The organism is Haladaptatus sp. W1 (assembly GCF_001723155.1).
Lineage (GTDB): Archaea > Halobacteriota > Halobacteria > Halobacteriales > Haladaptataceae > Haladaptatus > Haladaptatus paucihalophilus.
In genome coordinates, this window is record NZ_MEIH01000391.1 from 18,011 (window position 1) to 44,135 (window position 26,125).

Genomic DNA, 26,125 nt, shown 5'->3' on the forward strand with positions numbered 1-26,125 from the left:
CGGAAGAAAAACTATTTTCTACTCGACTGTCGGCACGGGAACGCTGTCCAGCACCGACTCGACGATTTCGTCCTTTCGCGCGTTGTTCACCTTCGCGTCCGGCGTGAGGACGACGCGGTGGGCCAGCACGGGGAAGGCGACGCGTTTCACGTCGTCGGGGGTGACGAAATCGCGGCCCTGCATGGCGGCGCGGGCGCGGGCCGCCTCGAAGAGGCGCTGGGTCCCGCGGGGGGAGACGCCGACCTCGACGCGGCGGTCGTCGCGCGTTCCGCGGGCGATGGCGGCCATGTATTCGAGCAGGTCTTCCTCGACGCGGACCGTCTCGGGGACCGATTGGAGGTCGGTGACGAGTTGGTTGTCGAGGACGGTTTCGACGGACGGGCTCTGGCTGTCGCGGCCCGCACGCCGCCGGAGGAGTTCGATTTCGCCGTCGAGTTCCGGGTAGCCGAGGCTGGTCTTCACGGCGAAGCGGTCCACCTGCGCCTCGGGGAGCGGGAAGGTCCCCTCCTGTTCGACGGGGTTCTGCGTGGCGATGACGAAGAACGGTTTCGGCAGTTCGCGGGTGTCGCCGTCCACCGTCACCTGTCGCTCTTCCATGGCTTCCAGGAGCGCGGCCTGCGTCTTCGGCGGTGCGCGGTTGATTTCGTCGGCGAGGACGACGTTGGCGAAGATGGGGCCTTCGTTGAACTCGAACTCCCGGTCCTGTTCGTTGAACACGTGCGTCCCCGTCACGTCGGCCGGGAGGAGGTCAGGGGTGAACTGCACGCGGCTAAACGAGAGGCCGAGCGCGGAGGCGAAGCTCCGCGCGGTGAGGGTCTTTCCGGTTCCGGGCACGTCCTCCAGGAGAACGTGGCCTTGCGCCATGACGCCGAGGAGGACTGTTTCGAGGAATTCGCGGTCGGCAATGACGGCAGTTCCTATCGCGTCGAGGACGGAATCTGCCTTGGTGTTCGCGTCTGTAACGTCCATGAAATATCACGCAACGGCCATCGATTTTAATGTGGTGGTCGTCTGGGTTTGCGTGGCGAAAATCGAAACCCATAAACCGGAAAACGCGGTACTGGAAAGTGAGCCGAGATAGCCTAGCCCGGCCAAGGCGGCAGATTCGAAATCTGCTGTCCTCACGGACACGGGAGTTCAAATCTCCCTCTCGGCGTCATTCTCCGAACGTAACCGACCGAGAGCCGCGTCTCTCGGTCGCGTGTGAGGAGATGGCGGTTGAGGGATTTGAACGACGGAAGAGGCAGTCTCACGAGCGAAGCGAGTGAGGAAGCGTCTTCAGGTAGTTCAAATCTCCCTCTCGGCGTTTCTCTCACGAGCAAATCGTCGAGCACCGCGTAGCGTGTGCTCGCCACGACGCGAGTGGGAGAAACGCCGAGGGAGTTCGAAGTAGACCGGACGCACGCCCGCGAACGAATGAGTGAGCGGGACCGTTCGGGCGTGGTTCAAATCTCCCTCTCGGCGTTTTTTCAACCACAACGTGATCAGTCGAGACGTTGCGAACGGAGGTGAGCAAACGTCGAGACCCATCTCTGTGGTTGAAAAAGCGGTCAGGGAATTTGAGCAGGCGAGTCGCACGCCCGCGGAGAGAACGAACGTGAGCGAGCGGGAACGTCTCGGCGGGTTCAAACCTCTCTCTCGGCGTTTCTCGTGGAAAATACTCGTCGTTTTTCCTCCCTTATCACCCGTTCAATCGTTGACTCAAACTTCGAAAATCGACGCGAGCCTCCGGGCGGCGTTCCCTCCGGTCCGTCCCAGCGCGCGCCGGGGCAGTTTTTCACTTCGAGCTTTGCCACTCCCGCACGGCATCTCACGTCCAAAATGAGAAATCCCGCCGCCGTCAGTGGCGGCGTTCGGAGAGCATCGGGCGGGCGGCCTCCAGAACTTCGCCGGGGTCGATGTCGGTGTCGTCCCACGCCGGGAGGACGGCGTAGCGGTCGTGGTCGTCCGGGGGTCGAACGGCGTCGGCGTACGTCTCGACCTGTTCCCGCTCGGCCGCCGAATCGTAGTCGAGGCGGTTGAACTCGGCGTCGGCGGCGTACTGCCGGACGAACCGGCGCGCGGTGTCGCGGTAGCGCTCGGGGAGCGTTTCGTACTCGGGCGTGACGCCGTGGGCCTCACAGACGCGAAAGAGGGCACTGCCGACGCCCTCGCTCATGGTGGAGAGGCCGCCCGGTCCGGCCACGCCGCGGTGGTCGTGTTCGTAGCGGCCGAGGTCCACCTGTGCGCTCCCGTCGAATCCGGCGTGTTCGAACGCGCCGCCGAGGGTGCCGACCTCCAAGCCCCAGTCGCGTTCGACGCGCATGCCCGCGGCGAGGTCGGCGGTCATGCCGAACTCGCCAGCCAGCGCGTAGCGAAACGCGGCGAGGTAGTCGAGGATTCGTCCGTCGTCGGCGCGGCGCAACGTTCGAACCAGCGGCGCGTAGAACAGGCGAAACAGCCGACCGTAGAACCGGTTCTCCTCGACGCGGGCGTAGTAACCCTTCGTGAACGAGAAGTCGCGGTCGAGCGGGGCGAGCAGTCGCGGCACGACGGACGAATCGTACGTTTTCGTGTCCGCGTCGTGGCAGACGACGAACTCGGAATCGGCCGCAGCGACGCCGAGGGCCAGCCACACGTCCCGGCCTTTGCCCGCCGGTCCCGTCAGACCGTGATCGTCGAGCAGCGCCTCGACGCGCGGACTGGAACACCAGAGGACGGAGAGCGGCACGTCGAAGGCCGAAAGCCAGTCGTACATCGGCCCGACCGCATCGTGCGGTGCGCGGAGCGGAACGACGACGCGGTTCGGCGAAACCGTTTCGAGCGCCGACAGGACGCGTTCAGCCGTCCGCGACTCGAACTCGCGGTCGGTCATCGGGACGACGACCGCTCCGCGGTCGGTCGGAGCGTCGGGAATCCGGCCGGTCAGGTCGTGGAGCGTCGTCACCTGCTCCTGCACGTACTCCATTGGCGTTGGCTTCGGTGAGGGGAAAGAAAAAGGGCGTGGAGTCGGCAGACGCGTGTGATTTACCGCGGGGTTAGCTCGTCACCGCCGTGGCCGGAAGTCGGTTGGCACGGTGCAGGACGAACAGCACCGCCAGAATCGCCAGCAGGCCGACGGCGAACGTTCGGAAGACGGTATCGAAGAGGTATCCGGCGTCCAACAGCGCGCCGACGACCGAACTTCCCCCGGCTTGCCCGATCATGGCGAGGCCGCTGTACATCGCGTAGGCGCTGGCTCGGTTCTCGTCCGGGAGGGAGTCGAGGAGGTAGGTGTCGAGCGCGGGGAACAGGCTGTGGATGACGTAGCCGAGGGCGAGCGAGACGGCGACGATGGCCGCGAGACCCTGTGCGACCGTCAGTCCGAGGAGACAGACGATGAAGCCGCCGAGGATGGACAACATGAGCGGGACGTGTGGCAACCTGTCGGCAAGTCGCCCGGTGAACCAGAACGCGGGGACGCCCGCCGCGAAGACGACCGTCAGTAGGGTGCGGGCGGTTTCCGGCGACAGCCCCTTCGTCTGGTGGAGATAGCTCGGGTAGAAGTTGAACAACCCGTTCCAGACGAACCCGGTCGCGCCGATGATGGCGACGCCGCTCAAGATGATGGGCCACTGGCGACGGAACGCGGTGACGAACTCGCGGTCGGTGGCACCCGCGTCGGGGAGGTCGGTTCGGCGCGCGACCACGAAGAAGACGACGGTCACGGCCGCGGCGACGGCCGCGAGCAACTTGAGAACGCCCCGCCAGCCGACGACCGTCAGCATCACGCCGACGAAGACGGGTGCGATGGCGGCCGCGAGTTGGCTCGCCGTCCCGTGGATGCCGATAGCCCGCCCCACGCGGTCGGGGTACAGTTCGCTCACGAGCGGGTTCGCGGCGATGAAGTACACCGCACTGGAGACGCCCATCGTGAACGCGCCGACCGCGAGGAGCGGAACGGAGGGTGCAAAGGCGGTGAATCCGGCGGCGGCGGTCAACACGATGCCAGCGCCGAGAACGGCGCGGTGGCGCTCGACTCGGGTGAGGAGGTATCCCGTCGGAATTCGGGGAGCGCGCTCCCGAGCCAGACGAGCGTGGCGATGAGCCCGACGGTGGCGTTACTGACGAGGAATTCGTGTTTGAGCGGTTCGAGCAACGGCGCGAACATCACACGAGCGAAGTTGACCAGAAAGACCATCGAGCTGAGTGATGCAAAGAGACGTCCCCGGGACACGCGAATCTCTTTATCGAGAGGGTAATCAAACCTTCCGAAACGGGCAAAGAGAGTCTTACGGTGCGGTATTCGTTCGCATTCCCAGAGGTCGGAGAACGTGATGACCTCGACGCCAGCGGTTCCGTCGATGTGCGAGAGGAGTTCCCTGTAGTCCGAGATGGACATCGTGTTGCTGCTCTCGAAGTCGTGAAAGTTCAGGATGCCGCAGTTCCGATACGTTGCGACGTTATCGACGACCGTCTTCGAAATCTCCAGATTTTCGCCGATGGTTCGAGGGAGGACGAGGGGGTCGAACCCCCGGACTCCGGTCGTGTTGACGTTCCCCGACTGGTTCATCCCGCCCATATAGTGATAGTTCGAAACGACGTCGAGCGCCGTCTCGTCGAAGTTGTTTCCGGGATAGACGATGAAGTCCGCACCCGAAAACTCGTGGTCGATGAGCCACTGTTTGTGTGTTTCGAGGATTCCGTCGAGTTTCGACGACGAAATCCGGGCGAATGGGTCCTGAACGCTCCCGTGTGCGACCACTTCGTCGCCCTTCGAATCCCGTTCTTTCAGCTCTTCGAGCGACATGAACGCGTCGCGTTTCAATCCCGCGAGGTGCGGTGGGTGGGTGAGCACGGCGGGGAAACCGTATTCGTCGTGGAGCGGCGCGGCGTTCTCGTAGTAGCTCCGCTTGCCGTCGTCCCAACTGAGGATGAGGTACCCTTTGTCGGGTTTCGGATGGAATCGCACGTCGTCCACCCACGCTTTCACGTCGTCCGCCGTCCCGTTGGTGACCTGTAGCAGTATTCGGTCGATGTTGCGCAAGTCGAGTTTTTCGTCGGCTTCGAAGACGCCGGGGCAGGTTCGGAACCAGCCGATGTCTGGGGGTCGATAGGAGATATCCCGGAGTTCCAACGCGGCTTTGTTTCCGTCAGTGTCCACCAGATACACGTAGAAGCCGATTTCCGAGGGCGTCGTCGTTCGGATCATGGCCGATACGTCGCGGTCGGTGAAATCCATCGTCCCGGACAGCCGGCGTTCGATGATGACGTGATGACCGTCCCGACCGACCAATCGAAGGCTCTGTGAACCGGTGTACTTCGTCTTCGAATCCGGCGTCATCTCGCCTTCCAACGACCGCCAACGGGCAGAGTCTTCGAACGTCTCGAAACTCGTTCCCGGCGAAGCGAACCGCTTCCGACTGTCGTATTTCGTGTGAAGGAGGACGGTCGTTCCGTGATCGTCGTCTCGGTCGAAGCGGTTGTGGCGGTCGATTCGCTCGTCCCAGACGATGTAGGTGGGGAACTCGTGTGCTCGGTCGTGTCTCCGGTGCCGTCGTTGGAACACCCAGCGAGAAAGCCGATTAAACCGGTACCGGAGAGTTGGAGGAAGCGGCGGCGGGTTCTATTCATCTAAGATACACAATTTGAAAAACAGCAATAAATGTTTGTTGGCCTGATTTTAGTATGTACAATGGTAACATTTATCAAAAATAAACACAATCGTTCCCCTCGCCCCGACGAAGGATGATTTCGTCGGTGCGTATATGTCACTCCATGGATTATGTTATCTCAATGCAATCAGTTCGAAGCGGTCTGCGAAAGGGAGAGGTCGAGAAGGACACGTACGGTCGTCTCTCGTGTTCAGACTGCGGAGAATCGCTAAAAACGCGAAACGACCCGGACGAGGTGTACTCGGTTCGTTTGTGTCCGAGCTGCGATAGTAAGTGGAAAGTACTGTAGGTCAGACTGTTCGACGCCCTCACTCGAAAACGGCATCGAAGGCGTTCGCACCCATCGGGTCGAAGCGCCCCGCGTCGAGGTTCTCCTGAACGTGATCGCTCGTGCTCGCACCGACGAGCGAACTGGTTACGCCGGGCGCACTCCGCGCGAAGTTGATGGCTCGCTGTGCGGTCGTCTCACCGGCGAGCTGTTCGGCGACTTCCTCCGGCATCTCCGCCGCGAGGTCTCCTTGCGCGATGCTCGCGCTGGTGACGACGTTCAACCCCGCCTCGTGGGCGAAGCGGAGCGCACTCTGTTTTCCGTCGGGACCGTCCTGTGACTCGACGGTGAACGCGTCGGCCATGACGACGTTGAACGGAAGTTGAATCACGCGGAAGTGGGTCGTCGTATTCTCGGCGGCTTTCGCGGCGCTTCGAGCGCGGGAGACGACTTCGCGGAGCGAGAGGTAGTCGTCGTGCCCCTCCGGGACGCGGAAGGCGTTCCACGTCGCCACGCCGTAGTGACGGATGTCACCGGCGGCGGCGCGCTCTTCGAGTCGGGTGAACGTTGCTTCGAGTCGGTCGTACACCTCCTCGTGCGAGTTGGAGTAGAGCTGTGTTTCCGGGTTGTGGACGTAGTAGCAGTCGATGGTGTCGAGTCCGAGGTTGTCGAGCGACCGGTCCAGTTGGTCGTCGATGTAGTCCGGCGCGAGACAGTGACTCCCGCGAACCAGGTCGTCCGAATCGACGAGGCCGGTGTCCACGAACTCGCGTTTGACGTACTTCCCCGGTTCGTCCGGCCGCTCGCCGTCGAAGGGAACGAACCCTCCCTTGGTCGAGACGAAGACGGCATCCCGGTCTACGTCGGCGTCGGCGAGCGCCTCCCCGACGACGCGCTCGCTCCGCTGACACCGGTAGTTGATGGCGGTATCGACCATGTTGATACCCCCTCGACCGCCGTCGTGATCGCGTCGTAGTAGTTCTCGTCCACCGCGTCGGTCGGGTCGCCGAGGTACGTCCCGATACCGATGGACGAAACGGCGAAGTCGCCGAGTTGCCGGAAGTACGTCCGCCCGAAGTCCTCTCCGTGTTCGGTTCGATAGCCGTGTGTTCCCGATTCGGTCGCCATGCATCGTGCTAGTCGGGAGAGCGATAAAAGACCGTGGCATTCGCACGTCGGCCGCTGATTCCTGTAGGTTTATCGTCCCTTCGTCCGCATCGACTCCATGACACGAGCACTGCTCGTCGGCGGAACGCGGTTCATGGGCCGACATACGGTCGAGGAACTGCTGACCCACGGCTACGAGGTGACGACGTTCACCCGCGGCGAATCCGGAAACCCGTTCGTCGACCGCGACGGCGTAACGCACTTCGAAGGGAACCGAAACGACCGCGAGGCGCTCGAAGCGGCCCGGAACGAGGTCGAACCGAACGTCGTTATCGACTTCTGCGTCATGCATCCCCGGCAGATAGCGGCCGCCACCGAAATCTTCGCCGACGTGGACGCCTACGTCTACGTCTCCAGCGGCAGCGCGTACGCCGAACAGCCGATTCCGACGCGCGAGGACGCGACGCTTCACGACTGCACCCCAGAACAAGCCGACGACGAATCGATGGAGAGCTACGGCCCGCGAAAGGCCGAGTGCGACCGCGTGTGTTTTTCCGCCGCCGCGGACGGCGTGAACGCGATGGTCGTCCGTCCCATGCTCGTCTACGGCCCGTACGACTACACCGAGCGATACGACTACTGGCTCCACCGCGTGGCGGAATACGACCGGGTTCTCGTGCCGGGCGACGGCGACAGCCTCCTGCACCGCGCCTACGCGCTCGACGGTGCCCGCGCCCTCAGAATCGTCGCGGAACGCGGGACGCCCGGCGAGGCGTATAACCTCGCCGACCGCGAAACAATGTCCCTCGATACGTCCCTCGAACTCGCGGCCGAGGCGCTCGACACCGAAGTCGAACTGGTCCACGCGAGCGAACGAGAGTTGGCAAAACACGACGTGTCGCCCCTCGACTTCCCGCTCTACGCACCGACGCCGCACCTCGTCTCGGCCGAAAAGCTCGCTTCCCTCGGATGGGAATCGACGCCGCTGTCCGAAGCCGTCGCCAAAACAGTCGAGGAGCACCTCCAATCCGACCGCACGGGCGAGGAAATCGGCCCGGACCGCGGGACCGAGGAAGGGATCATCGCCGACCTGGCGGACTGATACCCGCTATCGGCTATCGAACCCGGAACTCGAACCCTTCCACTTCCCCCCTCTCGTCGCCGACCACGCTCGCGATGCCCGCACCGAACGAGTAGGCAATTCCGCGCGCGCCGAGGTTCAGCCGCCGTCGCAACGGCTGGCTGGGTTCGAACTCCCGTACCGACACCTCCGGCACGCCCAACCGCTCGGCGAGTCGCGCCTCCACGTCCTCGCGCGTGCCGAGTTCGTCCACGAGACCGATGCGCTCCGCGTCGTCGCCGAGGTACACCCGCGCCTCCGTCTCGCGGACCGTCTCGGGGTCGAGGTCGCGCCCCGCCGTCACGCGCTCGACGAAATCGTCGTACATGCCGTCGATGATGCCCTGCAGGTAGTCGCGCTCGTCGCCGTCCAACTCCTTCAACGGGATGCCCGCATCCTTGTATTTGCCCGCCGCCAACCGTTCGTAGGAGAGGCCGACCCGCTCCGCCAGTTCGGCCGCGTTCACCCGCGAACCGATGACCCCGATGCTGCCGACGAGACTGGCCTCGCGGGCGAACAGTTCGTCACAGCCGCTCGCTATCCAGTAGCCACCGCTCGCGCACACGTCAGTCGCGTAGGCCACGGTCGGCCCGTCGAACCGCTCCGCCGCGAGACGGATGTCCTCGCTCGGGACGACCTCGCCGCCGGGCGTGTTCAACCGCAACAACAGCCCGTTCGCGTTCTCGTCGTCGTTGGCGCGGTCGATTTGCGCCACGATGTCGTCCGTCGGAGTCCCGGCCGGTGAGGGAATCGACCCGCCGCCGCCGTCCCGCCGTATCGGGCCTTCGACGGCGACCTCCGCCACGTCGTACGACGAAAGCCGCTGGGCGGCGACGCGGCTGGCTAGCCGTGCGCCAATCACGCCCGCCAGCAACACGAGAAGAATCCCCAGCAGTTCCACGAGCGATGTCGGATAGACGAGAAACAGCCACCACGCGACCGCCACCGTTAGCACTGTTCCGATGAAAACGATTGCGAGCCGTCGCCCGCGGCCACCACTGTCGGCCGAGCGTCCGCTTGCCATACCCGGTATCAGGTGGGCGACGGCGTTAAAAGTTCGCTCGCAAAGGTTCGCAGATTATAGCAGACCGGTCTTCTGGAGCTTCATGAGGTCCTCGGTGTCGAGGGTCTCTCCTTCCTTGAACTGCTGGTAGATCTCCTCGGCCTCGGCCTTGGCCTCTTCTCGCTCCTTGGCCTTCTCGGACTTGCGCTCTTTCTCCTCTTTCTTGTCGAGTTCGCGGAGGCGCTTTTGGACGCGGACGAAATCCTCGTGGTGCTGGTCGGCGGCTTCCTGCGCTTCCACGAAGTTCTCGTGCATTTCGTCGGCGTCGTCACGGATGTCGTCGGCCTCGCGGTAGGCCTCGATCATCTTGTTGTGGTGCTGCTGGGCCTGATCCGCGAGTTCCGTCACCTTCTCGTGGTGCGTGCTCGCTTCGGCGCGAACTTCTTCGGCCTCTTCGACGAGTTCCTCGAGGTCGTCGCTCTGGTCGAGCTTTTCCTTGCGGCTCTGGTACTCGTCGCGCTTGGCCTCGATCTTCTCGATGAGTTCGCGCTCGTCCTCGGTGGAGAGAACTTCCGTCTGCTGTTTGAACTCAAGCTCTTCGATTTCCTTCTTGAGCTGCTCCAGATCCTTTCCCTCGTCCAGTTCGAGGTCGGATTTTCGCTGTTCAACGCGGTCGAACAACTCGTTCGCCTCGGCGTTGAGTTCGTTGCGCTTCTTTTTGTGTTCCTGAACCTGTTCGTTCAGTTTGTCACGCTGCTCTCGGTGTTCTTGCGCCTCGTCCACCTTCTCACGCGTCTTCGCGTTTAGTTCGTCGCGTTTGGACGCGCGCTTGCTCGCTTGCTGATTCAGCTCGTTTCGTCGGTCTCGGAGCTGTCCTGCGAGTTTAATGAGTTCACCTTTCGACTTGTTCTGAAGATCCTCTTCTGTTACGCTTACCATTCTTAGTTAAACCTCGGTTCCTCCCGCTCCGGCGGATAAGAGCATCGCTACTCTTCTATGAGTACCAACCAGCCGATGACAATATTCCCATATCATTGGTTGACGCGCGGTGCTACCGTGACGCCGGAAGCGTTCAGGTATTACGAAGTATTCGACATAGCTATTTAAATGTTGTGCCCTCGAATTATGTGGAAACGCCTAGCACACGCCCCGTACGCCGTGGAAACGGTTGACACACGCGTCCGTGCGAGTTTATAAATGGTCGGTGGCGTATGCAAGCGACGATGCGGGGGAATAGAGGAGGTAGGAGTTGGTACCGGAGTAAAACGCACCGGAGAAATCCTGTTCCGGCGATTTTCACTTTCACTCCGGACACGGGTCGATTTAACATAGATGGCGGAACGAAATCGGATATGATCGAGACGCTCCGCTGTACGTGTGAAGCCGCCGAGTGTGACCGCGAACTCGACGAATCCCAGCGCATGCTGACGATGGAGACGAGCGCCGGAATCCGCCACGCGTACGAGTGCGAATGCGGTGCGGTGACGGTGACCGTCGTTCGGTGACGGTGGTCGTCGGGCGATGCGGGCGACCGCCATCCGAGAATCACGACGCCATCGAAATGGCGACGCTGAAGTGCCCCCCGCGGAAAGCCGACGCCATGAAGGAGACGATCCACGCGCGCGGCCACGAGAACGTGTCCGGCCGCCACGCCAGCACGTTCGAAATCACGACCGACGATTTCCTCACACCCGCGGGCGACTGCATCCTCGCCATCGAGGCCGACCGCGCGCCCGCCGACTTCGACCCCGACTTCGTGGACGCCTGCCGAGACGAGGACGCCACCATCACCGTGACCGTCGAAGCGGGCGACCACGCGGAAACCGTCACCGGCCGCGGCCATATCGGTTTGTGACTCCGGAGGAAGATTTCGAAATCAGAAGTGCGATTGAATGGTGAAACACCGGCCTATGCCTTTCATATGATTTCATTCTCTCTCCATAGTCAGACAATCTGACTTCGGACTATCGAAGGAGAGAGTGTGGAGTTTCGACAATGATCGGGATTTCAAGAGAGAGTGGGTGGCTACGGAGGATAGCGTATGCGGTTGTGAACAGGCTTGCCGACGATGGCGAGATTCGCAAGAAGCTACGAAAAACACCCATTAGGTCGTTGCAATCGTTTCTGTCACTGTGGTCTTCGAGTTCGGCGTTTTTGAGGACGTTTCAGGCGTGTTGGTTTCAGTGGACCCGAGGATGTCTGAACACCCAGCAAGCATACCGAGACTCGTTGTGGCCAATGCCGATGTGAGAAACCGCCGCCGTGATCCCTTGGTCATGAAAATAAGGGTTGTCGACTGGCTGCCTCAGCAGTCGTCTTGGGAATCCTCTTCGCTGGACGAGTTGTCGGGAGCGGCGTCTTCGGAGTCATCGCTCCCCGAGTTTTCGCTCTCATCCGACTCAGTGTCATCATCCGACTGGGTATCATCCGAGGAGTCACCGCTCGACTCGCTGTCGTCGGAGTCGTCGGTCGTTTTCTCCGACGTGGACTCATCAGAGTCATTTTCGGTGGTCGTCTCTTCTTCGGTAGTGGTTTCGTCAGAGGAGTCCTCGGTGGTATCGTCCTCTTCGGTAGTCGTTGTCTCGTCGGTTGCAGAGTCATTGCTCTTGGCGACGACATCACCGTCCGTATTCAGCAAGGCAACAACGTCCGGGTTCTCGTTGTTGAGCATTGCTTTGTCGTAGCCGAGGCTCTGATCTACATCACCTTCGGTTTTGGAACCAGTGCCGACACGGATTGAGTCACCAGCAGGAATGACCGTGTTGTCTTCAAGGGATTGGTCTTGAGTAGTTTGATCGCTGTATTCGAGGTCGATGCGATAGTCCGAGAGATCTACTTCGGAATCCCCCGTGTTTGTGAGCGTAACGTATTCCGCTTCGGCGTTGATATCGATCTTGATCGACGGCATGTCTGCGCCAATTACCTGGGTTGCGCCGATACCGACTGTTGCTACGGCTCCGATTGCGCCAAGAACGCTTCGTCGTGTCTGCTTCATGCAACATGGAATTAGTTGATTAACAGATAAAACTATGTCAGACATTCTGGAAATCCCAGAAGAGTATTGAATAAATGCAGTTTCGGATACTATAGATTAGAATAGATTCAGGCTAGTTGAAGATATGGTACTCTACCGCACGCATTCTCAAAACGAATTATTACCGAACGCTTACTCACTCGGTGTCATCAGGTGGGCGACGCGCTAACCGGTCGAACTGCTCTTGAGCAGCATCTACTCGCTCTTCTGTCTCTGTCGGCTCGTACTCAATCTCAACCATTGTGCTCCCGTCAATAGTAACTGTGAAAATCGCGTCTTGATGGCGTCCAGATTCTGGAATATCATTGCGTTGAATGACGAGCTCATCAACAATCTCGCCGTCCGATTCGAGGAGTAAGACTGCCTGTTTCTCTTCAAATCGATCAAGTACGGCAGTGAACGTCTGCGGAGAGCTTGTATTTTCGTCAGTCATTCGTAGATCTCCTGGAGCACGGTTTTGCCCTCGTCGTCCACGACAATGACGGTATCGCCTCCGTTGTTCCAGATTGGCTGGCCTGAGTTCCAGTAGAGGTCAGCATTTGTATTCGTTCCACCCCCAGAGTGGACAGTAATCTGCTCACCAGGGCTGAGAGTAGTTCCTATGGGAATGGTATACCTGTGATCGGCCTCATCACTGAGTTGCCATCCACCGAGGTCGAGTGGTTCGCTCCCTGTGTTTTATCCTCCGAACGCGGGGCGTAATCTTGCCCGAAGTGGTTCCGGAGTACTCCTCCACAGATGACAAGGGGACGCAAATTGTGCCCCCTTTTGATGCGGAACGAACGGTCAGCTACTGTGGGATGTAATTACTCTCACTTTTATCACCGCTATTTCGAGGTGGAAAATGATGGGAGAACAGGTCTGACGTGATTAAGCTTCTCTTTCGGGCGTTAATTACGACAGTGTAATCTTGGTTTGAGTGTGCATCGGTGAGAACGATAATTTAGGTATCGTGTTTCATCCTATTTTTCGATGAGTTCGTCGTTGAGGGCGGTGAACTCGAGCTAGTTAGTGATGACGAGCGCACCGACCGCGCCATCGAGCACCTCGGATGCGACACGCAGTTCGCCCGGACAAGAGACGAATTAGTCCGGTATCCATACCCTTTTCGTGGGGACTAGCCATTGCGCTACCCATGCGAGTCACTGTCATCGGAGCCACCGGACACATCGGTACCTACCTGGTGCCGCGATTGGTGCGGGCAGGCCACCAGGTCGTCGCAGTCAGCCGGGGAGAGCGTAATCCCTACCAAGACGATAGCGCGTGGACTGACGTCGAGTCGATCGAAATCGACCGCGAAACTGCCGAGGAACGCGGCGAGTTCGGTGAGGAGATTGCGGCTACCGACCCGGACGCCGTTGTCGATTTGATCTGCTTTGAGCCGGAGAGCGCGGAAGCGCTCGTCGCGTCCCTACGCGGTGAGGTTCAACACCTACTGCACTGTGGGACGATCTGGGTCCACGGTCCCAGCGACGTCGTCCCCACGACCGAGAACTCCCCTCGCACGCGCCGGCCGCTCGGCGAGTACGGACGAAAGAAAGCCGAGATTGAAGCGTACCTGCTTGATGAGGCGCGACGGAACGACTTCCCGGCGACCGTCCTCCACCCCGGACACATCGTGGGCCCCGGCTGGGAGCCCGTCAATCCAGCGGGCAACTTCGACACCGACGTGTTCTCGCGACTCGCGCGCGGTGAAGAAGTCGCGCTCCCCAACTTCGGGCTCGAAACCGTTCATCACGTCCACGCCGACGACGTAGCACAGGGCTTCCAGCGTGCGCTCGAGAACTGGTCAGCGGCCGTTGGCGAGAGCTTCCACGTCGTCTCGCCGCGGGCGCTCACCCTCCGCGGCTATGCTGAGGCCGTCGCTGGGTGGTTCGGACGAGATGCCGACCTCACATACCTGCCGTTCGGGGAGTGGGCCGATCGACCCGAATACAACGAGGAGGACGTCGAGATGACCGAGGAACACATCCGATACAGTCCAAATATGAGTATCGAGAAGGCGTGCGAGAAACTCGGATACGAACCGCGATACACCTCGCTCGAAGCGACCCGCGAGGCGGTTGAGGCTCTGATCGAGGCCGGAGAGGTCGACTCGAGCGAGTAGCGCACCCGCGCCGGAAAATTTTAGACTAGAAAGCGGTCACGACTGCTCAGGCCACTCGTCCTCATCGGAGTCGTCGACGATTAGTGTTCCAGTGCGGAAGTATCGTCGTCACTGTCGAGCCGTTTGAAGAGATGCTGCGACGCTCCTTCGGAACAGTGTGCTGAGTAGTGAAGGGAATCTATGAAGTCCGTATTGGGACGGGGGCGGAGTAAACAAGAACAGATCTGGAGAGGTATTGACAAGGGTGAGGGTCGGTATGGTTACTGTATGACAACATGGGACGAGCGGTTTCGTACCGGCGAATATCCATCTGAGCCGGATCCTTCGCCAGTATTGCGCGAGTACGCCGACGAGACGTCCGACGGACGGGCACTCGATGTCGCCTGTGGTACGGGACGCAACGCGGTATTCCTCGCCGACCGGGGCTACGAGGTGGATGCGCTCGACCAGTCGATCGAAGGGCTCCGTATCACCAGAGCAAATGCGGAGGAGCAGGATGTCGCTGACAAGATCAATCTGATACAGACGGATGCGACTCAGTTCGACTATCCGGAGGAGTATTACGACGTAGCGACGGTCAGTTTCTTCCGGACGCTCGACCGACTGAGTGACATCAAGTCAGCGCTGAAACCGAACGGGTTGTTGTTCTACCAACATCACCTCCGTTCGGAGCCACCAGCAGAGGTAGGCCCGAGTACGGACCGATACCGGTTTTGCTCGAACGAACTGCTCCACGCCTGTCTCGACTTGACTGTCTTGTACTACGAGGAATCGAGCGAGCAGTGGGAAGGAAAACACTCAGCGACCGTCGAACTCGTCGCTCGCAATAGCCACGGCGGAACCCAATCCTATCCAGAGACACAGTGGCCGCCTGTGCGATAAGTGCCAGCTCGGTCAGGGACGATGGACCGTATGACCGATATGCCTCTGTCTACAGCACTGCTTCTGAAACCTATCCCCGATTGAGGGTCCCAACAGACCCGATTTAACCAAATAGTCCTGGACCATGTGTTCTGCGCTGTCCCCAGATCGCCCTATCTGGTTTTGGTGTAGCAATATATGACTTATGTGTGTTCAGATGGCTGTTTTCGGTCGATATAGGGTTTGAAACGGTTGGATACAGTAGAGGTGGTGATGTATAAGTTACTCCCGCATTTTCGCCAAAGCGGAAATGGAATCTGATGGGTCGCCGTCCTCGACGAAGTGCGAAGCTTGTATCGAAAGGTTGGTGGCTGTTTCTCCGCTCAAATTCTGGCGTTGGCATAACTCCCGGAAAGGATCATCCCACGAGAATTCCTGGGACTGTTCTCTTGAGAGCAGCTAAGTTTCCCGAAAGAGTGATAGATGGATTGTTTTTCTCGTGTCTCTGCTGACCGACCGAAATCGCACCGCTCAAAGAAAATAGAGAGCCAGTAACACAAGTAAAACGAGCGATGTCAGGATATCTGTCCACAGAATTGGCCCAGCGTTTCCGGGACTTCGGTTCTGTGTCTCTCGGATATCCTTCACGTGGACAATGGCAGCCCCGAGCATGAAAACAGAGATCCCGATCGCCGTTGCGATCCAGAATCCACCCCGAAACCAGAGACAGAGAATCCCCAGCACTCCGAAAGCGAGATTACCGAACGCGACTTCTTTTTGGAACGGGCTATCCGCCGGCCAGCCGATGAACGCGGCTATCTCATCAGATCTAAAGTAATGGCCTAAAAAGGCCCAGAGTCCCTGTATGCCGACAACTATCACTAAGAACGCGAGTAAGAACGCTTCCACTGCTGGGGTATCCAAAAGGAGAACCTGAGCAATTCCAGCAAGGATACCCCCTGCAGGAAACAATAGTGGGCTATAATCGCCGACTGTTCGGTCGGTGCGCGGTTGACCGGCAACTGATGCTTCGGTTTCGTGTGTGGATGATCGTCCCCCGTGAGCCATGTTATTCCCCTCCCTCTGGACTCCGCGGCCAGATTGACTAGAAACTGCGCTTCGGGATCTAATAAGTGTATCAGAACGCGATTGTTCGGATTAGAATCAATCTCTACAGGATAAGAACGATTAATTACACCCATAATAGAGTTCAATCCGACTCAACAAGCGATACTATCTGCGAGCTATTATTTGACATGAACAGCCGATGAGGGAAGCCAGATTCGGAGGCGATCGTTCCGTCGCACGACCGTTTAGAGGGAAAATCAGTGTGCAATTTCACGGAGGTCGGTAGAATTGCATAGTGACTGTTACTATTTTTAAATGTGAGATTATCTAACACTGCCGCTTTGGCGAAAATGCGGGAGTGGGAAATTCATCCATTGGCGCCTAAATCCATAAGCGGAAGTAACAACCCCCCGGGATCCTCAATGGAATCTGTGCGCGGATTGGAGTGCAAATGATACAGCTCCGTTTAGTAGCCTCATTTGGAGTGATGAGACCCCGCTATTCTACTGCTTCGTCGTGGTGATTTTTCGCCCCCAAAAGTCGTCCCCATTTACCAATTCAACCCAATAGACTTGCCCATCGTATGTGGTGAGATAGTCCCCAGTTACACCTTCCTTCCCATCAGCGACTGCCTCGTGCTGCTGGAAGATTTTGACCAGGGACCAGAACGCATCAGACGGCGATCCACCGCGGTCAATGTTATATCCGTATTTCCCGATAGCTTTCTCTACGAGGTTACGCTCAGCATCAGAGAGCCCCGAAAGTTCGAACGTGTATCGGGTGCGGAGCTGCTGACCATACGCTTCGACGGTCGGTGCCAGTTGATGCGCCGTATACCGGTACGTTTTGAGCGTCGCGTTTTTGGAGTTTGAGTCGGTAATCGAGAACCGTGCGCGTGAGCCAGACGACCATTCAATAACCGAGCGATCAGGAGTCGGTACGAGTGCCGATTGATTTCGATCAGCATTCGCGTATACGAACGTCCTCCCGATATCGAGTGGAGTATCTTCATCCACATCGCTGTCTCCAAGGCCAACTAACCGAAATTTCTCGCGATCGAGACGCGGAAGCTCATCAAACTGCACGATGTTATCCTGGTTAGCCTGTTGCACAGGAGTGAGATGCCAGAAGTAGCGAGTCGCCGAGCGTTCATTTCGTACTTCATACGAGAGTCGATACACACCGCCGTCGCACACCCATGGTCTACTGTCTTCCCAGATTGGCGGTGATTGGTCGTCAACTATCATCGACCCGTTTTGCACGGCTCGCTTGATCACGCGTCGGCCCTTCTCTGAATTTTCCCGTAGAGATAGGGCATGTCGTCCACCGATGTCTCTGTCATCAACTGCTCTCATCCGTAACCGAGCAGCCGGAGGCGGGTTTCCAGCAGACTCAGAATTTCGTTGAGGACTGTTGTCTTGGCTGAGTAAACCGAAACCGCTGGCACACCCGGCTATTGAGGTCGTGAGAACCGTTGAAGCGGTGGCGAGGAACACACGTCGGGAGTAATTCATTGTGATGTACTAGCATGAAGAACAGTTATAATTATTCCGATGACACAAAGAAACATTTGATACTTCCGACCGACACATAGCTGGCTTGCAAACGAGCAGGTATTATTGAAGGTACGCTCTGCAGTCGGCAAAGAGGTAACCTCTTGCCGCCTACCCCCCAAGCGAAAGTAGACTTCCCGGGCACCCTTGAGTTGATCACTGTGCATTACGTGGTACATATTTGGCGTGTTAACTGTCGTTGATTTCAATGATCGAATTCGGCTGCTTCGAACAATCGGTGGAAAAGTAGTCTGCGTTCTGTGATTTCGGCGTGTTTCAAGATGCGTGATTGGTTCTATAATGGAAGTAGAACGCGAGAAGGCAGCGAGTTCAAGCAGAACAGAGGTAGTAATGTTCCAGCCCGTGGGACTGTCATCCCGGCACCAGCAGGTGATTGTTATATCCGGTGACGACCGGGGGGACTGTCCAACGTGTTGGGACGAGTTTCAACTGGACTGGTTGCGGCCAATGGACGGTCTTCCGTGAACCAGCAGTGGGACTGTCATTGGTGTGGGTCAATAGGACTGTCTGTGAGAGTGAAAGTGATTGTGGGAGGAGAAGGCGTCTTCCGGTAGTGTACAGCAGAGTTACTCCGGAAATGTGGTGTGATAGTAGTGGACTGTCTGTCTGGTTGGTTCTGGTTGTCTGTGCTATTGAATTTCACCTGAAAGACGGGGTGTTTCACACCGGGTGGGTGCTGTTTCTGCCGGCCGACTGTCCTCTTTACGAATGCAGGCCGACTGTCCACTTCGTAGGAGAGTTTGTAAAGAGGTGATGGGCTAGTGGGATGGTGGTAAGCGTAGCCGGATGCGGTTATCAGGAAGACGAGGGCTCGTTGATCGGAGTAATTAACGTTAGTCTGTTTGAGCGCATGATCGATCGACGGCGTACAGCCGGGTGTAGCTAAGGCGGGCGTCACCGATGGCATTGAGCGGGGTCCTTGTCCGCGATATCGCTGCCCGTCGCCGCCAGATATGGAAGCCGGAGAGTCGTACGGCCACCTAGCTCGCTTCCTCAGAGGCGATCTGTTCGGCGAGTTCGACGATCAATCCTTCAGGACCGCGCACGTAGCAGAGCCGATAGATGTCCTCGTAATCACAGACTTCGCCGACCGTGTCAAAGCCGTTGTCTCGCAGTTTGTCGACGATCGTGTTGAGGTCAGTGACCTCGATGGTGATATGCCGGAAGTCCAGCCGGTTCGCCGGCAAAGGGTGTGCGTTCTCGTTGTCGGCTGGTGCATGGTACTTGACGAGTTAGAGCGTACCACTGGCGTCCGGCGTTTGCACCATCACCACCTCTGCTCGGACGTTGTCGAGCCCGTTGATCTTGTCCACAGACTCGCCCTTGACCAGTGTCCCGCCCTCGCGCTCGAATCCTAAGCCGAGGAAGAACTCGGTCACGGCGTCAAGGTCATCGACGACAACTCCCATGTGATCAAAACGTAGTATCCCCATATCAGTCATCCCTTAGACTCCGGCTCTATTGAATCTCTGGCGGGCGTTTATCGGCGACGTGCTGGATTTCTACAGCTCAGAGGTTCACGCTGATAACGATACTATCACATCGTCGGATCTGGCACCATCAATCTAGTCCACTCTACCCTACCACGCCCTGGCCTATGCGCTCTTTTATGGATCCATAAGAGGGTCATCACAGGGAATATTCATTGTTAGTATAAGACACTAACCAAAGTCGAATCTATAGCCGAAACAAAAGCGATGGAGGTAGCTCACGCAGAAAGGAGAGGGCCGTGAGAATCTTCCTCGTATCTATTGCTTGTCGCGAGAATTACTTAAACGAGAATTCGGTCAGTGGCCGTTGCCCTTCTCGACGCGTAGTGACCCACCGCACTTGCTACAGCAGTACTGCTCGGGGTTACGTACCGTCTTCGACCGGCGATACCGAGCAATCCGTCCGCCGCAGTCCTCGCACACAAGCCACCGCTTGGGTGTAGTAAAGCGCTCGCAGTGCTGCGAGGTGTTGAGACGGTCTATCCACTGGGAGAATGTTGCGCCGTGGTCCGCGTCACCGAACTCGTGGTACTGCCACGCGTGAATGAGTTACATGCCGGACGGTTTCACTGAATTGCTCCCAGCCGTGCTTCTCGTCGGCTGTCCAGGTCAGCGCGATCGTGATTGCCTCTGTTGCAGGGTCGTACTTCGTGACGCCCGCCTGTCGTTGGGGTCGATGTGAAATCTTCCAGTCGATCGTTTCGACCGGCAGGGCAGGGAAGTACACAGCAGATTATAGGGAGTATTTTTCCTCGAAATAATGAGACTGGAGTCACCAATGAGGGTTCCTGTGGGTTACCAATTTTGTTGGCTCCTAAACAACTTAACCAGAAGACTAAGGGAAGCCACTCACGGGGTTTAGGTATGGAACACACAATTCGACTCCAGAATGGGGCTGATCTCGAACTCACAGACATCGGTATTGCAACTGACGACGATCACATTTCCTTCTCGATCGATGGCCGGATTGATGGAGTCAGCGATGACTTAATGGACGCGTTCAGCGGCAAGTCACTCACGTTAACCGCGGTGACATTCCGGGCCGAAGCAAGCACTCCTGGATGACGGGCGGTACGAGACTATTCTTCTTCGTCAATCGGCTCGACGGTGACTGTTCGGTCGCTTTTAACGGTTGTCTCATATCCGGCATGTGTGAAGGTGATCTGGCCAGTCGTTCGGGCAGTCCCATCGTTTTGTGGCGCGAAGAGGGCATCTAGGGCGTCAGGATCGATTGTTTTGTAGAGCGGCTCGAGGTCCGCTGGATCGATCCCTTTGTGGGTCGCGATGGTTTCTGCGATAACGGTACTAATAGATTCGTTGTCCGTATTCTCTCCGCCACTTCCTAGTGCCATGCTTACAATCATTAAATCGAACTCCGACCACCCAGATCCTCCTGAGACAGTCACTAGCTCACCCACGTCCAAATATAAAATCGCTCTGAAGTCCACTGATTCCTCATCTCCCCGTCAGCGTTCGCTGGTCGGTGATATCCGAGAACGTCACTTGGCGTGCCATGAATAAAAACAACTGAAGTGGTGGTTAGTTCGGTAGTTCCTTTCGTCCCGTTCGCACGCACGGCCAGCACGGGAAGCCATCGAGGCCATCACAGTCGCAGTCTTCGAGTTCGGTCTCGTCGTCGTCCTCGGAGGGGAACCCCGTGAGCGTCCCGTCGTCGGTCGCGTTTTCGACGGCGGCCATGTGCTTGCAGACGGCATTGCGGTGGACTTGGTGCGGGCAGATGCAGGCCATCAGGTCTTCGGGCACGTCGTCGATGGCAACAGTGTACTGGTGGGCTGCGGGGTTCTCGTGGCTCTCGTTGGTGACGTCAACGAGTCCGGGGGCATCGACGTCGAAGGCGAATTGGTCGGCCTGTGCGCGTTGCTGTACTGTCTCGTTACGAACTACAATATTGTCAAGAAACATCTACTGAATTCGAAACCTTTAGGTAAGAAATGCGACTCTGGGAAAACTATTTTACGTAGCGGTGCGCAGTACTACGTATGACCGATATCAACGAACAAGTCAAAGAGGAATGGAAAGCCACAACAACAGGCAGGGAGCGAGTCAAAGAGATACTCACCGAAACCACGGAATACACAAAAGCTAGTTCCATTGCAAAGCAGGCCCTAGTGAGTGAGCCCACTACCAGAAAATATCTGACTGAACTCGTCGACGAAGGCATCGGTAGCACTCACCAGGATGGTCGCACGACACTATACAAACGCAATGAAGGCCAACGAATCGACAACCGTATTAAAGAACTCCGCAGGACCCACTCGCATCGAGATCTCATTGCAGGCATCCAAGAGATGAACGAGACACTGCAGGAGTTTCGAGAAACCTACGATGTCGAAAGTCCAGAGGACCTCGCAATCGAGCTTGAACCCGGTGATGACGGGTGGAACGATCTAGGGAAATGGCGGTCAACGAGACAAAATCTAGCTCTTGCAAAAGCTGCGCTGCAAGTAGACGAGGCCCATCGGCTCGCGGAAGCCTGATCTATGACGGACGATTGGACGTATGTCGATACTGGCGCTCCGGACCAGGATCTCATGAAGAGAGCACGAACAGTTGCCGAAGAGTACGAACCACTCATTACCGATTCAGAGTTTGATAACGCTCTGAATCCAGAGACGCTTCATCTCTACGTCGCAGACGGTATTACCACAGATAGCGGCCGGTTTGATATCACGTGGACGGACAAACACTACTACCGCTATCATTACACCGAAGGAGACGACTTCAACTATCGCTACGACTACCATCCTCGACGAAACCTCCCTACAAACCACTTTCACGAACCACCGGACGCTACCCATGGTGATGCTGTTCCATCCTGTATCGAGGTCACAGCAGTACGACTTGTCACTCTCGCTGTCCTCCAGCTCTGGCGGGATGCGGTGGATGCTGATGACCTTACATGCCTCCAGCAACCAAATCCCCCATAACGTACAATCTCGGTGAGAGCTACTTAAACAGAATTCGGTCAGTGACCGTCCGCCTCCTCGACGTGTAGTGACCCACCGCACTTGCCACAGCTGTACTGTTCGGGATTGCGCACTGTTTTCGAGCGTCGATATCGGGCAATCCGACCGCTACAGTCCTCGCACACAAGCCACCACTTGGACGTAGTGAAGCGTTCGCAGTGCTGCGAGGTGTCAAGGCGATCTGTCCACCGGGCGAACGTCGAACCGTGATCCGCGTCGCCGAACTCGTGGTACTGCCAGGCGTGAATGAGTTCGTGGCGCACCGTCGAACTGAATTGCTCCCAGGCGCGATGTTCGTCGGCCTTCCAGGTCAGCGCGATTGTGATTGCCTCTGTTGCAGGGTCGTACTTCGTAACGCCTGCCTGTCGTTGGGCCCGGTGTGAGATCTCCCATTCGATAGTCATAATCGGCGGGTCGAGATGTGCTCAGCAGCAAACGAACTTTCAAAGTTGAGTCAGCCAACAAAGTATAGGAACTCTTAGTTTTCAACTAATATTATATTTAATACCGGTGGTATCCTTGCTTCTGTCCCGTACCAATGTCACCCCAGTATGAATATAAGACCATAAAGTCTACTAAAAAATGGCTCGGATTAATGACTGACCGAACCATAACAGAACAGAGACTCAATCGCCTTGCACAGGAGGGATGGGAACTCGATCAGGTGACAACCGATTGGACTGGTATTCTCCAGGTTTTAGTGCTACGACGCCCAAAACAATAGACGTACACGTCTTCTAAATCCGAGAGACTGTCATTTTTGATTCATAATTGAGTACCAATTATGGTGTTCTCCACGGCAGCCACGTGTGTGGAATGCTTTCCAGTGAGCGTGGGGAAGCCAACATTCAAGAATGAAGCATCAAATTCCATGCTTCGCTCTACAGGCGGAGCAGGCCAAGTGCCTCGGAGTCACGCCCCGAGGCGGTTCAGTCGTCTCGTGGCATCACGAAAACAGCAGAGCAGGAGAGCTATCGTTGGTCGAACTACCTACCCAAAGATAACCTGGAAGAGAAGCGCCACCAGATCTAGTTGAGTGAGTCGACTGACCCAAAAACCCAATTATCGCGCTCCCGTTCCTGTAGGAGGATGCCATCACTACGGCGAGTCGTCATCGATTTATTGAAACCCCACGAGCCGACGATACTCGAACTCGCGAGACTCGTCGGGGAGAGCGACGGCGTAGAGGGGGTCGATGCCACCTTACTCGAAACCGATCGGAAAGTCGAGAACGTGAAACTCACGATAGAGGGGGATGATATCAACTTTGACGACGTTCGTGACGTGATCGACGAACTGGGCGGTAGCGTTCATTCGATCGATAAAGTTGCGTATGGTGAATATATCGTCGAAGAGCGCAAAACACCACAGGATTGAACCGTGAGACTAAGACGGCTCCGACAACTATTGCGAAAAGAAGACGTTCGGTCCATCTCACGACGATACTTCATCTCGAACGGGTTCGACGGCACGCTGACGAGCATCGGGATCGCCATCGGGTCATTTCTGTCGGGGGTCCCGAATGGAATTACCGTCTTCAAGATCGGTGTTGGGGCCGCCATCGGCTTGAGCACGTCGGGGGTGTGGAGCGTCTGGGAGATCGAACGGGCGGAAAAACGAGCCAAACGACGACAGATCGAACGAGCAATGCTGCGGGATCTGGAAGCGACGCGAATGCACCGTGAACAGCGGGGTGCACGCGTCATTAACGCTTCTCTGAGCGGACTCGGCCCACTCATTGGGGTCCTCCTTCCGATAACTCCCTTTCTCTTCGTTGATACATCTCTGACGCTTTTCGCGGCAACCGTGTTAGCGGTTGCAATTGGCGTCGCGTTGCTCTTTGTCTTCGGTGCCTACATGGGGTCGATTTCGGATCAGAACTGGTACGTAGCCGGTGTTCGGATGGCGCTCGCTGGCGTCATCGTCGCGTTACTGAACTTCGTCTTGCCGGGATAGCAATGCCGTAGCGTTGTTACATTGCTTCGATAAGCCGGATAATCGTCACACGCTAAAGTGACGTTCGGAACGAACAGGCATCGAACGTATTCGACGACATCCTGAGACACACATAGAACGTTAAGTATGATGCGATCGAATGTAGCTCTATCTGTACGATGACGTTCTCGTGCCGACTGGTGGGAGCGAAGGGCTGAACGGGCCGTCGAGTTGTCGGTCGACATCGCAACGACGTACGATGCGGTATTGCACACTCTCTACGTCATCGACGTGAACACGCTCTCGGTAGGAGATGAATCGGAATCAGTCCTCACGTTACTCGAGGAATCCGTATAGGATGCGATAGACGAAGTCGTCGAAGTGGCTGACGAAGCGGGTGTCAGGACGACCGAAGCGTCCGCCGCTCGTGGAGGCCCGTATCGAGCAATTCTCGACTATTCGGACGGTCAAGATATCGACTTTATTGTGATGGGGACACACGGACGGGCGGAACTCGACCGCTATCTTCTCGGAAGCGTCACTGAGAGGGTCGTTCGCATGTCCAACGTACCAGTGCTAACGGCTCAATTGCCCGATTCTGAATCATAACGAGAGAACGTCAACGTGCCTGTTCAAGGAAGGGTTCATCTTAATGGGACCTAGCGAGATCAACGATCTGAAACGCCCGACCTGGGTGTATATAAAAGAAAACTGCGGGCACCATCTCCATTCACAATCATTTTGAAATGGCATATATCTTTAATCAGGGGGATGCCATACCATCAAACGCCTTCTCCGATACCTACCAATGAACTCCGAAACGTCACAAGGGAAGGATTCGACAGGGTGTCATACTCGACCGATCGAACGCGTCTTCGAAACGTTGGATTCAAATGAGGTATCCTATTGTCGATTGCACTTTCGGCAGCCGCCCTATGTTTGCAAAAGGCGTTGTGGTGGATGAGATGCAGATAGGTGTAGGTCGTCAGGTCAAACGACTTCCCTGAGGAGTCCACGCTCTTCGAATTGGACGGTAGATTATGGTTTTTGGGCTGAATCGAGCCGTCGTACGAGAACGCCGATCCACCAGAGTTTCAGCCCGCTGGCCATCACCGTGGCCACAGCGGCACCTGTTGGCCGTCGTCTCCACGCGGCGACGAACGCGTAGAGGAAAGCCATCGCGCTAATCGTATTGCAGATATTGGGGTAAGTGACTCCCATGGTCCCTTTCTCCTCCTCGCGTACCCACCAGCGTTCGGCGAGGACGCCTCGGGTCATCCACGCTTCGTCCGTTTCCGGTGGCGGGAAGAGAAATGGATTGATGGCGGCCCACAGGAGTCCTGCGAGGAGGAGCCGCCAGTCTCGCCGATAGACGGCGTAGACGAGGACAGCCCCAGTCGGGACTCGGGTCCACCCGCTCTTCGGGTTTGCGTGCCGCGACCAGAGGACTTTCTCAGTTCTGTCGAGCGTGTCTTGCATACTGATTTATTGACATCTATCGGTCTTAATAGTCGTCTCTGATTCTACGACCGCTGAAACGGGGAGTACTACCGCCATCAATTAAACCTCGGGGCGTTTCGTAACGAGCGAAAAGGCTGGTTGCGAACCTTAATATCCCAACACTCGGGAATCCTCGCCTTTGAGGGCGGGGAGGATGTTCGCTTTCCGTCGAGGTTGATCCAGATGACTTTGTATCGCTCGGTTGGAATGAACCCCAGCGTCGGATTGCGCCGTCCCTCGATGACCTTCGGTGCCAGTCCGAGCCAGTGACCGACCCGTGCCCCGAGGATGATGGTTCGACGGGACTCCTGTCCCCCGTTGCCATCCGACTGGTTCGTCGTGCTCGTCGTATTCGACGTCCCGTTCGTGGTCGTCGATGTCGTTCCCGAATCGGTGGTGTCCTGTGCGGTCGTCAGTCGCCCGAGAACGCCGAGTCCC

General features: G+C 57.5%; 26 protein-coding genes, 1 tRNA gene and 5 pseudogenes. 14 read left to right on the forward strand and 18 right to left on the reverse strand.

Annotated elements, in window-relative coordinates; all coding sequences use genetic code 11:
• Positions 1 to 18 precede the first annotated feature (18 nt).
• Positions 19 to 969, reverse strand: coding sequence for a MoxR family ATPase (locus BG842_RS24680; protein ID WP_069452869.1), 951 nt, complete (start codon positions 967 to 969; stop codon positions 19 to 21).
• A gap of 102 nt (positions 970 to 1,071) precedes the next feature.
• Between BG842_RS24680 and BG842_RS24685 the strand changes: the two genes are divergently transcribed.
• Positions 1,072 to 1,156, forward strand: a tRNA-Ser gene (locus BG842_RS24685).
• Between the two features lie 684 nt (positions 1,157 to 1,840).
• Here BG842_RS24685 and BG842_RS24690 read toward each other — a convergent pair.
• Together BG842_RS24690 and BG842_RS24695 are read right to left on the reverse strand one after the other, a co-directional pair.
• Positions 1,841 to 2,947 carry a glycosyl transferase family 2 gene (locus BG842_RS24690; RefSeq protein WP_069452870.1) on the reverse strand — a complete coding sequence of 369 codons (1,107 nt, stop codon included), beginning with the start codon at positions 2,945 to 2,947 and terminating at the stop codon, positions 1,841 to 1,843.
• Between the two features lie 70 nt (positions 2,948 to 3,017).
• A pseudogene (locus BG842_RS24695) lies at positions 3,018 to 4,159 on the reverse strand (MFS transporter).
• Positions 4,160 to 5,754: 1,595 nt separating this feature from the next.
• Between BG842_RS24695 and BG842_RS32690 the strand changes: the two are divergent.
• The gene (locus BG842_RS32690; RefSeq protein WP_303645381.1) at positions 5,755 to 5,922 is read left to right on the forward strand and encodes an HVO_0758 family zinc finger protein; all 168 of its coding nucleotides are present in this window, start codon (positions 5,755 to 5,757) and stop codon (positions 5,920 to 5,922) included.
• Positions 5,923 to 5,941: 19 nt separating this feature from the next.
• Here BG842_RS32690 and BG842_RS24705 read toward each other — a convergent pair.
• Positions 5,942 to 7,029: pseudogene (locus BG842_RS24705) on the reverse strand (aldo/keto reductase).
• A 97-nt stretch (positions 7,030 to 7,126) separates the two neighbouring features.
• On the opposite strand from BG842_RS24705, the gene BG842_RS24710 reads away from it, so the two are divergent.
• The gene (locus BG842_RS24710) at positions 7,127 to 8,110 is read left to right on the forward strand and encodes an NAD-dependent epimerase/dehydratase family protein (protein WP_069452871.1); all 984 of its coding nucleotides are present in this window, start codon (positions 7,127 to 7,129) and stop codon (positions 8,108 to 8,110) included.
• A 13-nt stretch (positions 8,111 to 8,123) separates the two neighbouring features.
• On the opposite strand, the gene sppA is transcribed toward BG842_RS24710, so the two are convergent.
• Together sppA and BG842_RS24720 are read right to left on the reverse strand one after the other, a co-directional pair.
• The gene (gene sppA, locus BG842_RS24715) at positions 8,124 to 9,152 is read right to left on the reverse strand and encodes a signal peptide peptidase SppA (protein WP_069452872.1); all 1,029 of its coding nucleotides are present in this window, start codon (positions 9,150 to 9,152) and stop codon (positions 8,124 to 8,126) included.
• Positions 9,153 to 9,206: 54 nt separating this feature from the next.
• Complete coding sequence (locus tag BG842_RS24720; RefSeq protein WP_007981791.1) at positions 9,207 to 10,070, reverse strand: coiled-coil protein; 864 nt, start codon at positions 10,068 to 10,070, stop codon at positions 9,207 to 9,209.
• Between the two features lie 413 nt (positions 10,071 to 10,483).
• Between BG842_RS24720 and BG842_RS30370 the strand changes: the two genes are divergently transcribed.
• Positions 10,484 to 10,636, forward strand: a complete 153-nt coding sequence (locus tag BG842_RS30370) for a hypothetical protein (protein ID WP_007981793.1) — start codon at positions 10,484 to 10,486, stop codon at positions 10,634 to 10,636.
• 95 nt (positions 10,637 to 10,731) lie between these two features.
• Positions 10,732 to 10,971 (forward strand): annotated as a pseudogene (locus tag BG842_RS24725) (DUF371 domain-containing protein); the annotation flags it as partial.
• Between the two features lie 465 nt (positions 10,972 to 11,436).
• On the opposite strand, the gene BG842_RS28390 reads toward BG842_RS24725, so the two are convergent.
• The 3 genes and pseudogenes from BG842_RS28390 to BG842_RS28395 form a co-directional block, all read right to left on the reverse strand.
• Positions 11,437 to 12,126 (reverse strand): lamin tail domain-containing protein, encoded by a 690-nt coding sequence (locus BG842_RS28390; RefSeq protein ID WP_139136259.1) that lies wholly within the window; start codon positions 12,124 to 12,126, stop codon positions 11,437 to 11,439.
• A 175-nt stretch (positions 12,127 to 12,301) separates the two neighbouring features.
• Positions 12,302 to 12,598: a DUF3006 domain-containing protein gene (locus BG842_RS24735; protein ID WP_069452873.1), complete on the reverse strand. Its 297-nt coding sequence runs from the start codon at positions 12,596 to 12,598 to the stop codon at positions 12,302 to 12,304.
• Positions 12,595 to 12,831 (reverse strand): annotated as a pseudogene (locus BG842_RS28395) (lamin tail domain-containing protein); the annotation flags it as partial. The gene BG842_RS24735 and the pseudogene BG842_RS28395, both read right to left, overlap by 4 nt.
• A 469-nt stretch (positions 12,832 to 13,300) precedes the next feature.
• Between BG842_RS28395 and BG842_RS24740 the strand changes: the two are divergent.
• A complete protein-coding gene (locus BG842_RS24740) occupies positions 13,301 to 14,272 on the forward strand; it encodes an NAD(P)-dependent oxidoreductase (protein WP_069452874.1) in 972 nt (323 codons plus the stop codon).
• A 267-nt stretch (positions 14,273 to 14,539) separates the two neighbouring features.
• On the forward strand, positions 14,540 to 15,154 hold the full coding sequence (locus tag BG842_RS24745) for a bifunctional 2-polyprenyl-6-hydroxyphenol methylase/3-demethylubiquinol 3-O-methyltransferase UbiG (RefSeq protein WP_175424281.1): 615 nt from the start codon (positions 14,540 to 14,542) through the stop codon (positions 15,152 to 15,154).
• Between the two features lie 510 nt (positions 15,155 to 15,664).
• Here BG842_RS24745 and BG842_RS24750 read toward each other — a convergent pair.
• From BG842_RS24750 to BG842_RS30745, 4 genes are all read right to left on the reverse strand, one after another.
• Complete coding sequence (locus BG842_RS24750) at positions 15,665 to 16,201, reverse strand: DUF6790 family protein (protein WP_139136260.1); 537 nt, start codon at positions 16,199 to 16,201, stop codon at positions 15,665 to 15,667.
• A gap of 503 nt (positions 16,202 to 16,704) precedes the next feature.
• Positions 16,705 to 17,448 carry a hypothetical protein gene (locus BG842_RS24755; RefSeq protein ID WP_139136261.1) on the reverse strand — a complete coding sequence of 248 codons (744 nt, stop codon included), beginning with the start codon at positions 17,446 to 17,448 and terminating at the stop codon, positions 16,705 to 16,707.
• Positions 17,449 to 18,755: 1,307 nt separating this feature from the next.
• Positions 18,756 to 18,962, reverse strand: coding sequence for a hypothetical protein (locus tag BG842_RS30740; protein ID WP_217493373.1), 207 nt, complete (start codon positions 18,960 to 18,962; stop codon positions 18,756 to 18,758).
• Between the two features lie 45 nt (positions 18,963 to 19,007).
• The gene (locus BG842_RS30745; RefSeq protein ID WP_217493374.1) at positions 19,008 to 19,217 is read right to left on the reverse strand and encodes a hypothetical protein; all 210 of its coding nucleotides are present in this window, start codon (positions 19,215 to 19,217) and stop codon (positions 19,008 to 19,010) included.
• A 912-nt stretch (positions 19,218 to 20,129) separates the two neighbouring features.
• Here BG842_RS30745 and BG842_RS24765 point away from each other — a divergent pair.
• Positions 20,130 to 20,330: a hypothetical protein gene (locus tag BG842_RS24765; protein WP_069452878.1), complete on the forward strand. Its 201-nt coding sequence runs from the start codon at positions 20,130 to 20,132 to the stop codon at positions 20,328 to 20,330.
• 14 nt (positions 20,331 to 20,344) lie between these two features.
• Here the strand turns inward: BG842_RS24765 and BG842_RS24770 are convergent, their stop codons facing one another.
• Entirely contained in the window at positions 20,345 to 20,713 is a 369-nt protein-coding gene (locus BG842_RS24770; RefSeq protein WP_217493375.1) for a HalOD1 output domain-containing protein, read from the reverse strand.
• Positions 20,714 to 20,804: 91 nt separating this feature from the next.
• Positions 20,805 to 21,188: an SWIM zinc finger family protein gene (locus tag BG842_RS30375; RefSeq protein ID WP_175424280.1), complete on the reverse strand. Its 384-nt coding sequence runs from the start codon at positions 21,186 to 21,188 to the stop codon at positions 20,805 to 20,807.
• Positions 21,189 to 21,265: 77 nt separating this feature from the next.
• Here BG842_RS30375 and BG842_RS24780 point away from each other — a divergent pair, with 77 nt between their 5' ends.
• The gene (locus BG842_RS24780) at positions 21,266 to 21,763 is read left to right on the forward strand and encodes a hypothetical protein (RefSeq protein ID WP_069452880.1); all 498 of its coding nucleotides are present in this window, start codon (positions 21,266 to 21,268) and stop codon (positions 21,761 to 21,763) included.
• Positions 21,764 to 21,766: 3 nt separating this feature from the next.
• Positions 21,767 to 22,213: a hypothetical protein gene (locus BG842_RS29375; RefSeq protein ID WP_139136262.1), complete on the forward strand. Its 447-nt coding sequence runs from the start codon at positions 21,767 to 21,769 to the stop codon at positions 22,211 to 22,213.
• Positions 22,214 to 22,251: 38 nt separating this feature from the next.
• On the opposite strand, the gene BG842_RS24790 is transcribed toward BG842_RS29375, so the two are convergent.
• Positions 22,252 to 22,656 (reverse strand): SprT-like domain-containing protein, encoded by a 405-nt coding sequence (locus BG842_RS24790; protein ID WP_069452882.1) that lies wholly within the window; start codon positions 22,654 to 22,656, stop codon positions 22,252 to 22,254.
• 134 nt (positions 22,657 to 22,790) lie between these two features.
• On the opposite strand from BG842_RS24790, the gene BG842_RS33345 reads away from it, so the two are divergent.
• The 4 genes from BG842_RS33345 to BG842_RS32285 all read left to right on the forward strand — a co-directional run bounded on the left by BG842_RS33345 (position 22,791) and on the right by BG842_RS32285 (position 24,796).
• Positions 22,791 to 22,976, forward strand: a complete 186-nt coding sequence (locus BG842_RS33345) for a DUF4177 domain-containing protein (protein WP_083252741.1) — start codon at positions 22,791 to 22,793, stop codon at positions 22,974 to 22,976.
• A gap of 365 nt (positions 22,977 to 23,341) precedes the next feature.
• Positions 23,342 to 23,629, forward strand: coding sequence for a DUF211 domain-containing protein (locus BG842_RS24795; RefSeq protein ID WP_069452883.1), 288 nt, complete (start codon positions 23,342 to 23,344; stop codon positions 23,627 to 23,629).
• A gap of 30 nt (positions 23,630 to 23,659) precedes the next feature.
• Positions 23,660 to 24,208 (forward strand): VIT1/CCC1 transporter family protein, encoded by a 549-nt coding sequence (locus tag BG842_RS24800; RefSeq protein ID WP_254663464.1) that lies wholly within the window; start codon positions 23,660 to 23,662, stop codon positions 24,206 to 24,208.
• 360 nt (positions 24,209 to 24,568) lie between these two features.
• Positions 24,569 to 24,796 (forward strand): universal stress protein, encoded by a 228-nt coding sequence (locus BG842_RS32285; RefSeq protein ID WP_254662788.1) that lies wholly within the window; start codon positions 24,569 to 24,571, stop codon positions 24,794 to 24,796.
• Between the two features lie 429 nt (positions 24,797 to 25,225).
• Here BG842_RS32285 and BG842_RS24805 read toward each other — a convergent pair whose 3' ends face one another.
• Positions 25,226 to 25,666 carry a DUF6653 family protein gene (locus BG842_RS24805; RefSeq protein WP_069449212.1) on the reverse strand — a complete coding sequence of 147 codons (441 nt, stop codon included), beginning with the start codon at positions 25,664 to 25,666 and terminating at the stop codon, positions 25,226 to 25,228.
• A gap of 77 nt (positions 25,667 to 25,743) precedes the next feature.
• Positions 25,744 to 26,125 (reverse strand): annotated as a pseudogene (locus BG842_RS24810) (hypothetical protein); the annotation flags it as partial.

Bases quoted from the DNA above. Each gene is read 5' to 3' on its own strand.
- BG842_RS24680 (WP_069452869.1), bottom strand. From the start codon at position 969: ATGGACGTTACAGACGCGAACACCAAGGCAGATTCCGTCCTCGACGCG.
- BG842_RS24750 (WP_139136260.1), bottom strand. From the start codon at position 16,201: ATGGCTCACGGGGGACGATCATCCACACACGAAACCGAAGCATCAGTT.
- BG842_RS24690 (WP_069452870.1), bottom strand. From the start codon at position 2,947: ATGGAGTACGTGCAGGAGCAGGTGACGACGCTCCACGACCTGACCGGC.
- BG842_RS24790 (WP_069452882.1), bottom strand. From the start codon at position 22,656: ATGACTATCGAATGGGAGATCTCACACCGGGCCCAACGACAGGCAGGC.
- BG842_RS24795 (WP_069452883.1), top strand. From the start codon at position 23,342: ATGCCATCACTACGGCGAGTCGTCATCGATTTATTGAAACCCCACGAG.
- BG842_RS24765 (WP_069452878.1), top strand. From the start codon at position 20,130: ATGGAACACACAATTCGACTCCAGAATGGGGCTGATCTCGAACTCACA.
- BG842_RS24740 (WP_069452874.1), top strand. From the start codon at position 13,301: ATGCGAGTCACTGTCATCGGAGCCACCGGACACATCGGTACCTACCTG.
- BG842_RS30370 (WP_007981793.1), top strand. From the start codon at position 10,484: ATGATCGAGACGCTCCGCTGTACGTGTGAAGCCGCCGAGTGTGACCGC.
- BG842_RS30375 (WP_175424280.1), bottom strand. From the start codon at position 21,188: ATGTTTCTTGACAATATTGTAGTTCGTAACGAGACAGTACAGCAACGC.
- BG842_RS24720 (WP_007981791.1), bottom strand. From the start codon at position 10,070: ATGGTAAGCGTAACAGAAGAGGATCTTCAGAACAAGTCGAAAGGTGAA.
- BG842_RS24710 (WP_069452871.1), top strand. From the start codon at position 7,127: ATGACACGAGCACTGCTCGTCGGCGGAACGCGGTTCATGGGCCGACAT.
- BG842_RS24745 (WP_175424281.1), top strand. From the start codon at position 14,540: ATGACAACATGGGACGAGCGGTTTCGTACCGGCGAATATCCATCTGAG.
- BG842_RS29375 (WP_139136262.1), top strand. From the start codon at position 21,767: ATGACGGACGATTGGACGTATGTCGATACTGGCGCTCCGGACCAGGAT.
- BG842_RS30745 (WP_217493374.1), bottom strand. From the start codon at position 19,217: ATGACTGATATGGGGATACTACGTTTTGATCACATGGGAGTTGTCGTC.
- BG842_RS24755 (WP_139136261.1), bottom strand. From the start codon at position 17,448: ATGATAGTTGACGACCAATCACCGCCAATCTGGGAAGACAGTAGACCA.
- BG842_RS24780 (WP_069452880.1), top strand. From the start codon at position 21,266: ATGACCGATATCAACGAACAAGTCAAAGAGGAATGGAAAGCCACAACA.
- BG842_RS32690 (WP_303645381.1), top strand. From the start codon at position 5,755: ATGCAATCAGTTCGAAGCGGTCTGCGAAAGGGAGAGGTCGAGAAGGAC.
- BG842_RS28390 (WP_139136259.1), bottom strand. From the start codon at position 12,126: ATGAAGCAGACACGACGAAGCGTTCTTGGCGCAATCGGAGCCGTAGCA.
- BG842_RS24735 (WP_069452873.1), bottom strand. From the start codon at position 12,598: ATGACTGACGAAAATACAAGCTCTCCGCAGACGTTCACTGCCGTACTT.
- sppA (WP_069452872.1), bottom strand. From the start codon at position 9,152: ATGGCAAGCGGACGCTCGGCCGACAGTGGTGGCCGCGGGCGACGGCTC.
- BG842_RS24805 (WP_069449212.1), bottom strand. From the start codon at position 25,666: ATGCAAGACACGCTCGACAGAACTGAGAAAGTCCTCTGGTCGCGGCAC.
- BG842_RS33345 (WP_083252741.1), top strand. From the start codon at position 22,791: ATGTCACCCCAGTATGAATATAAGACCATAAAGTCTACTAAAAAATGG.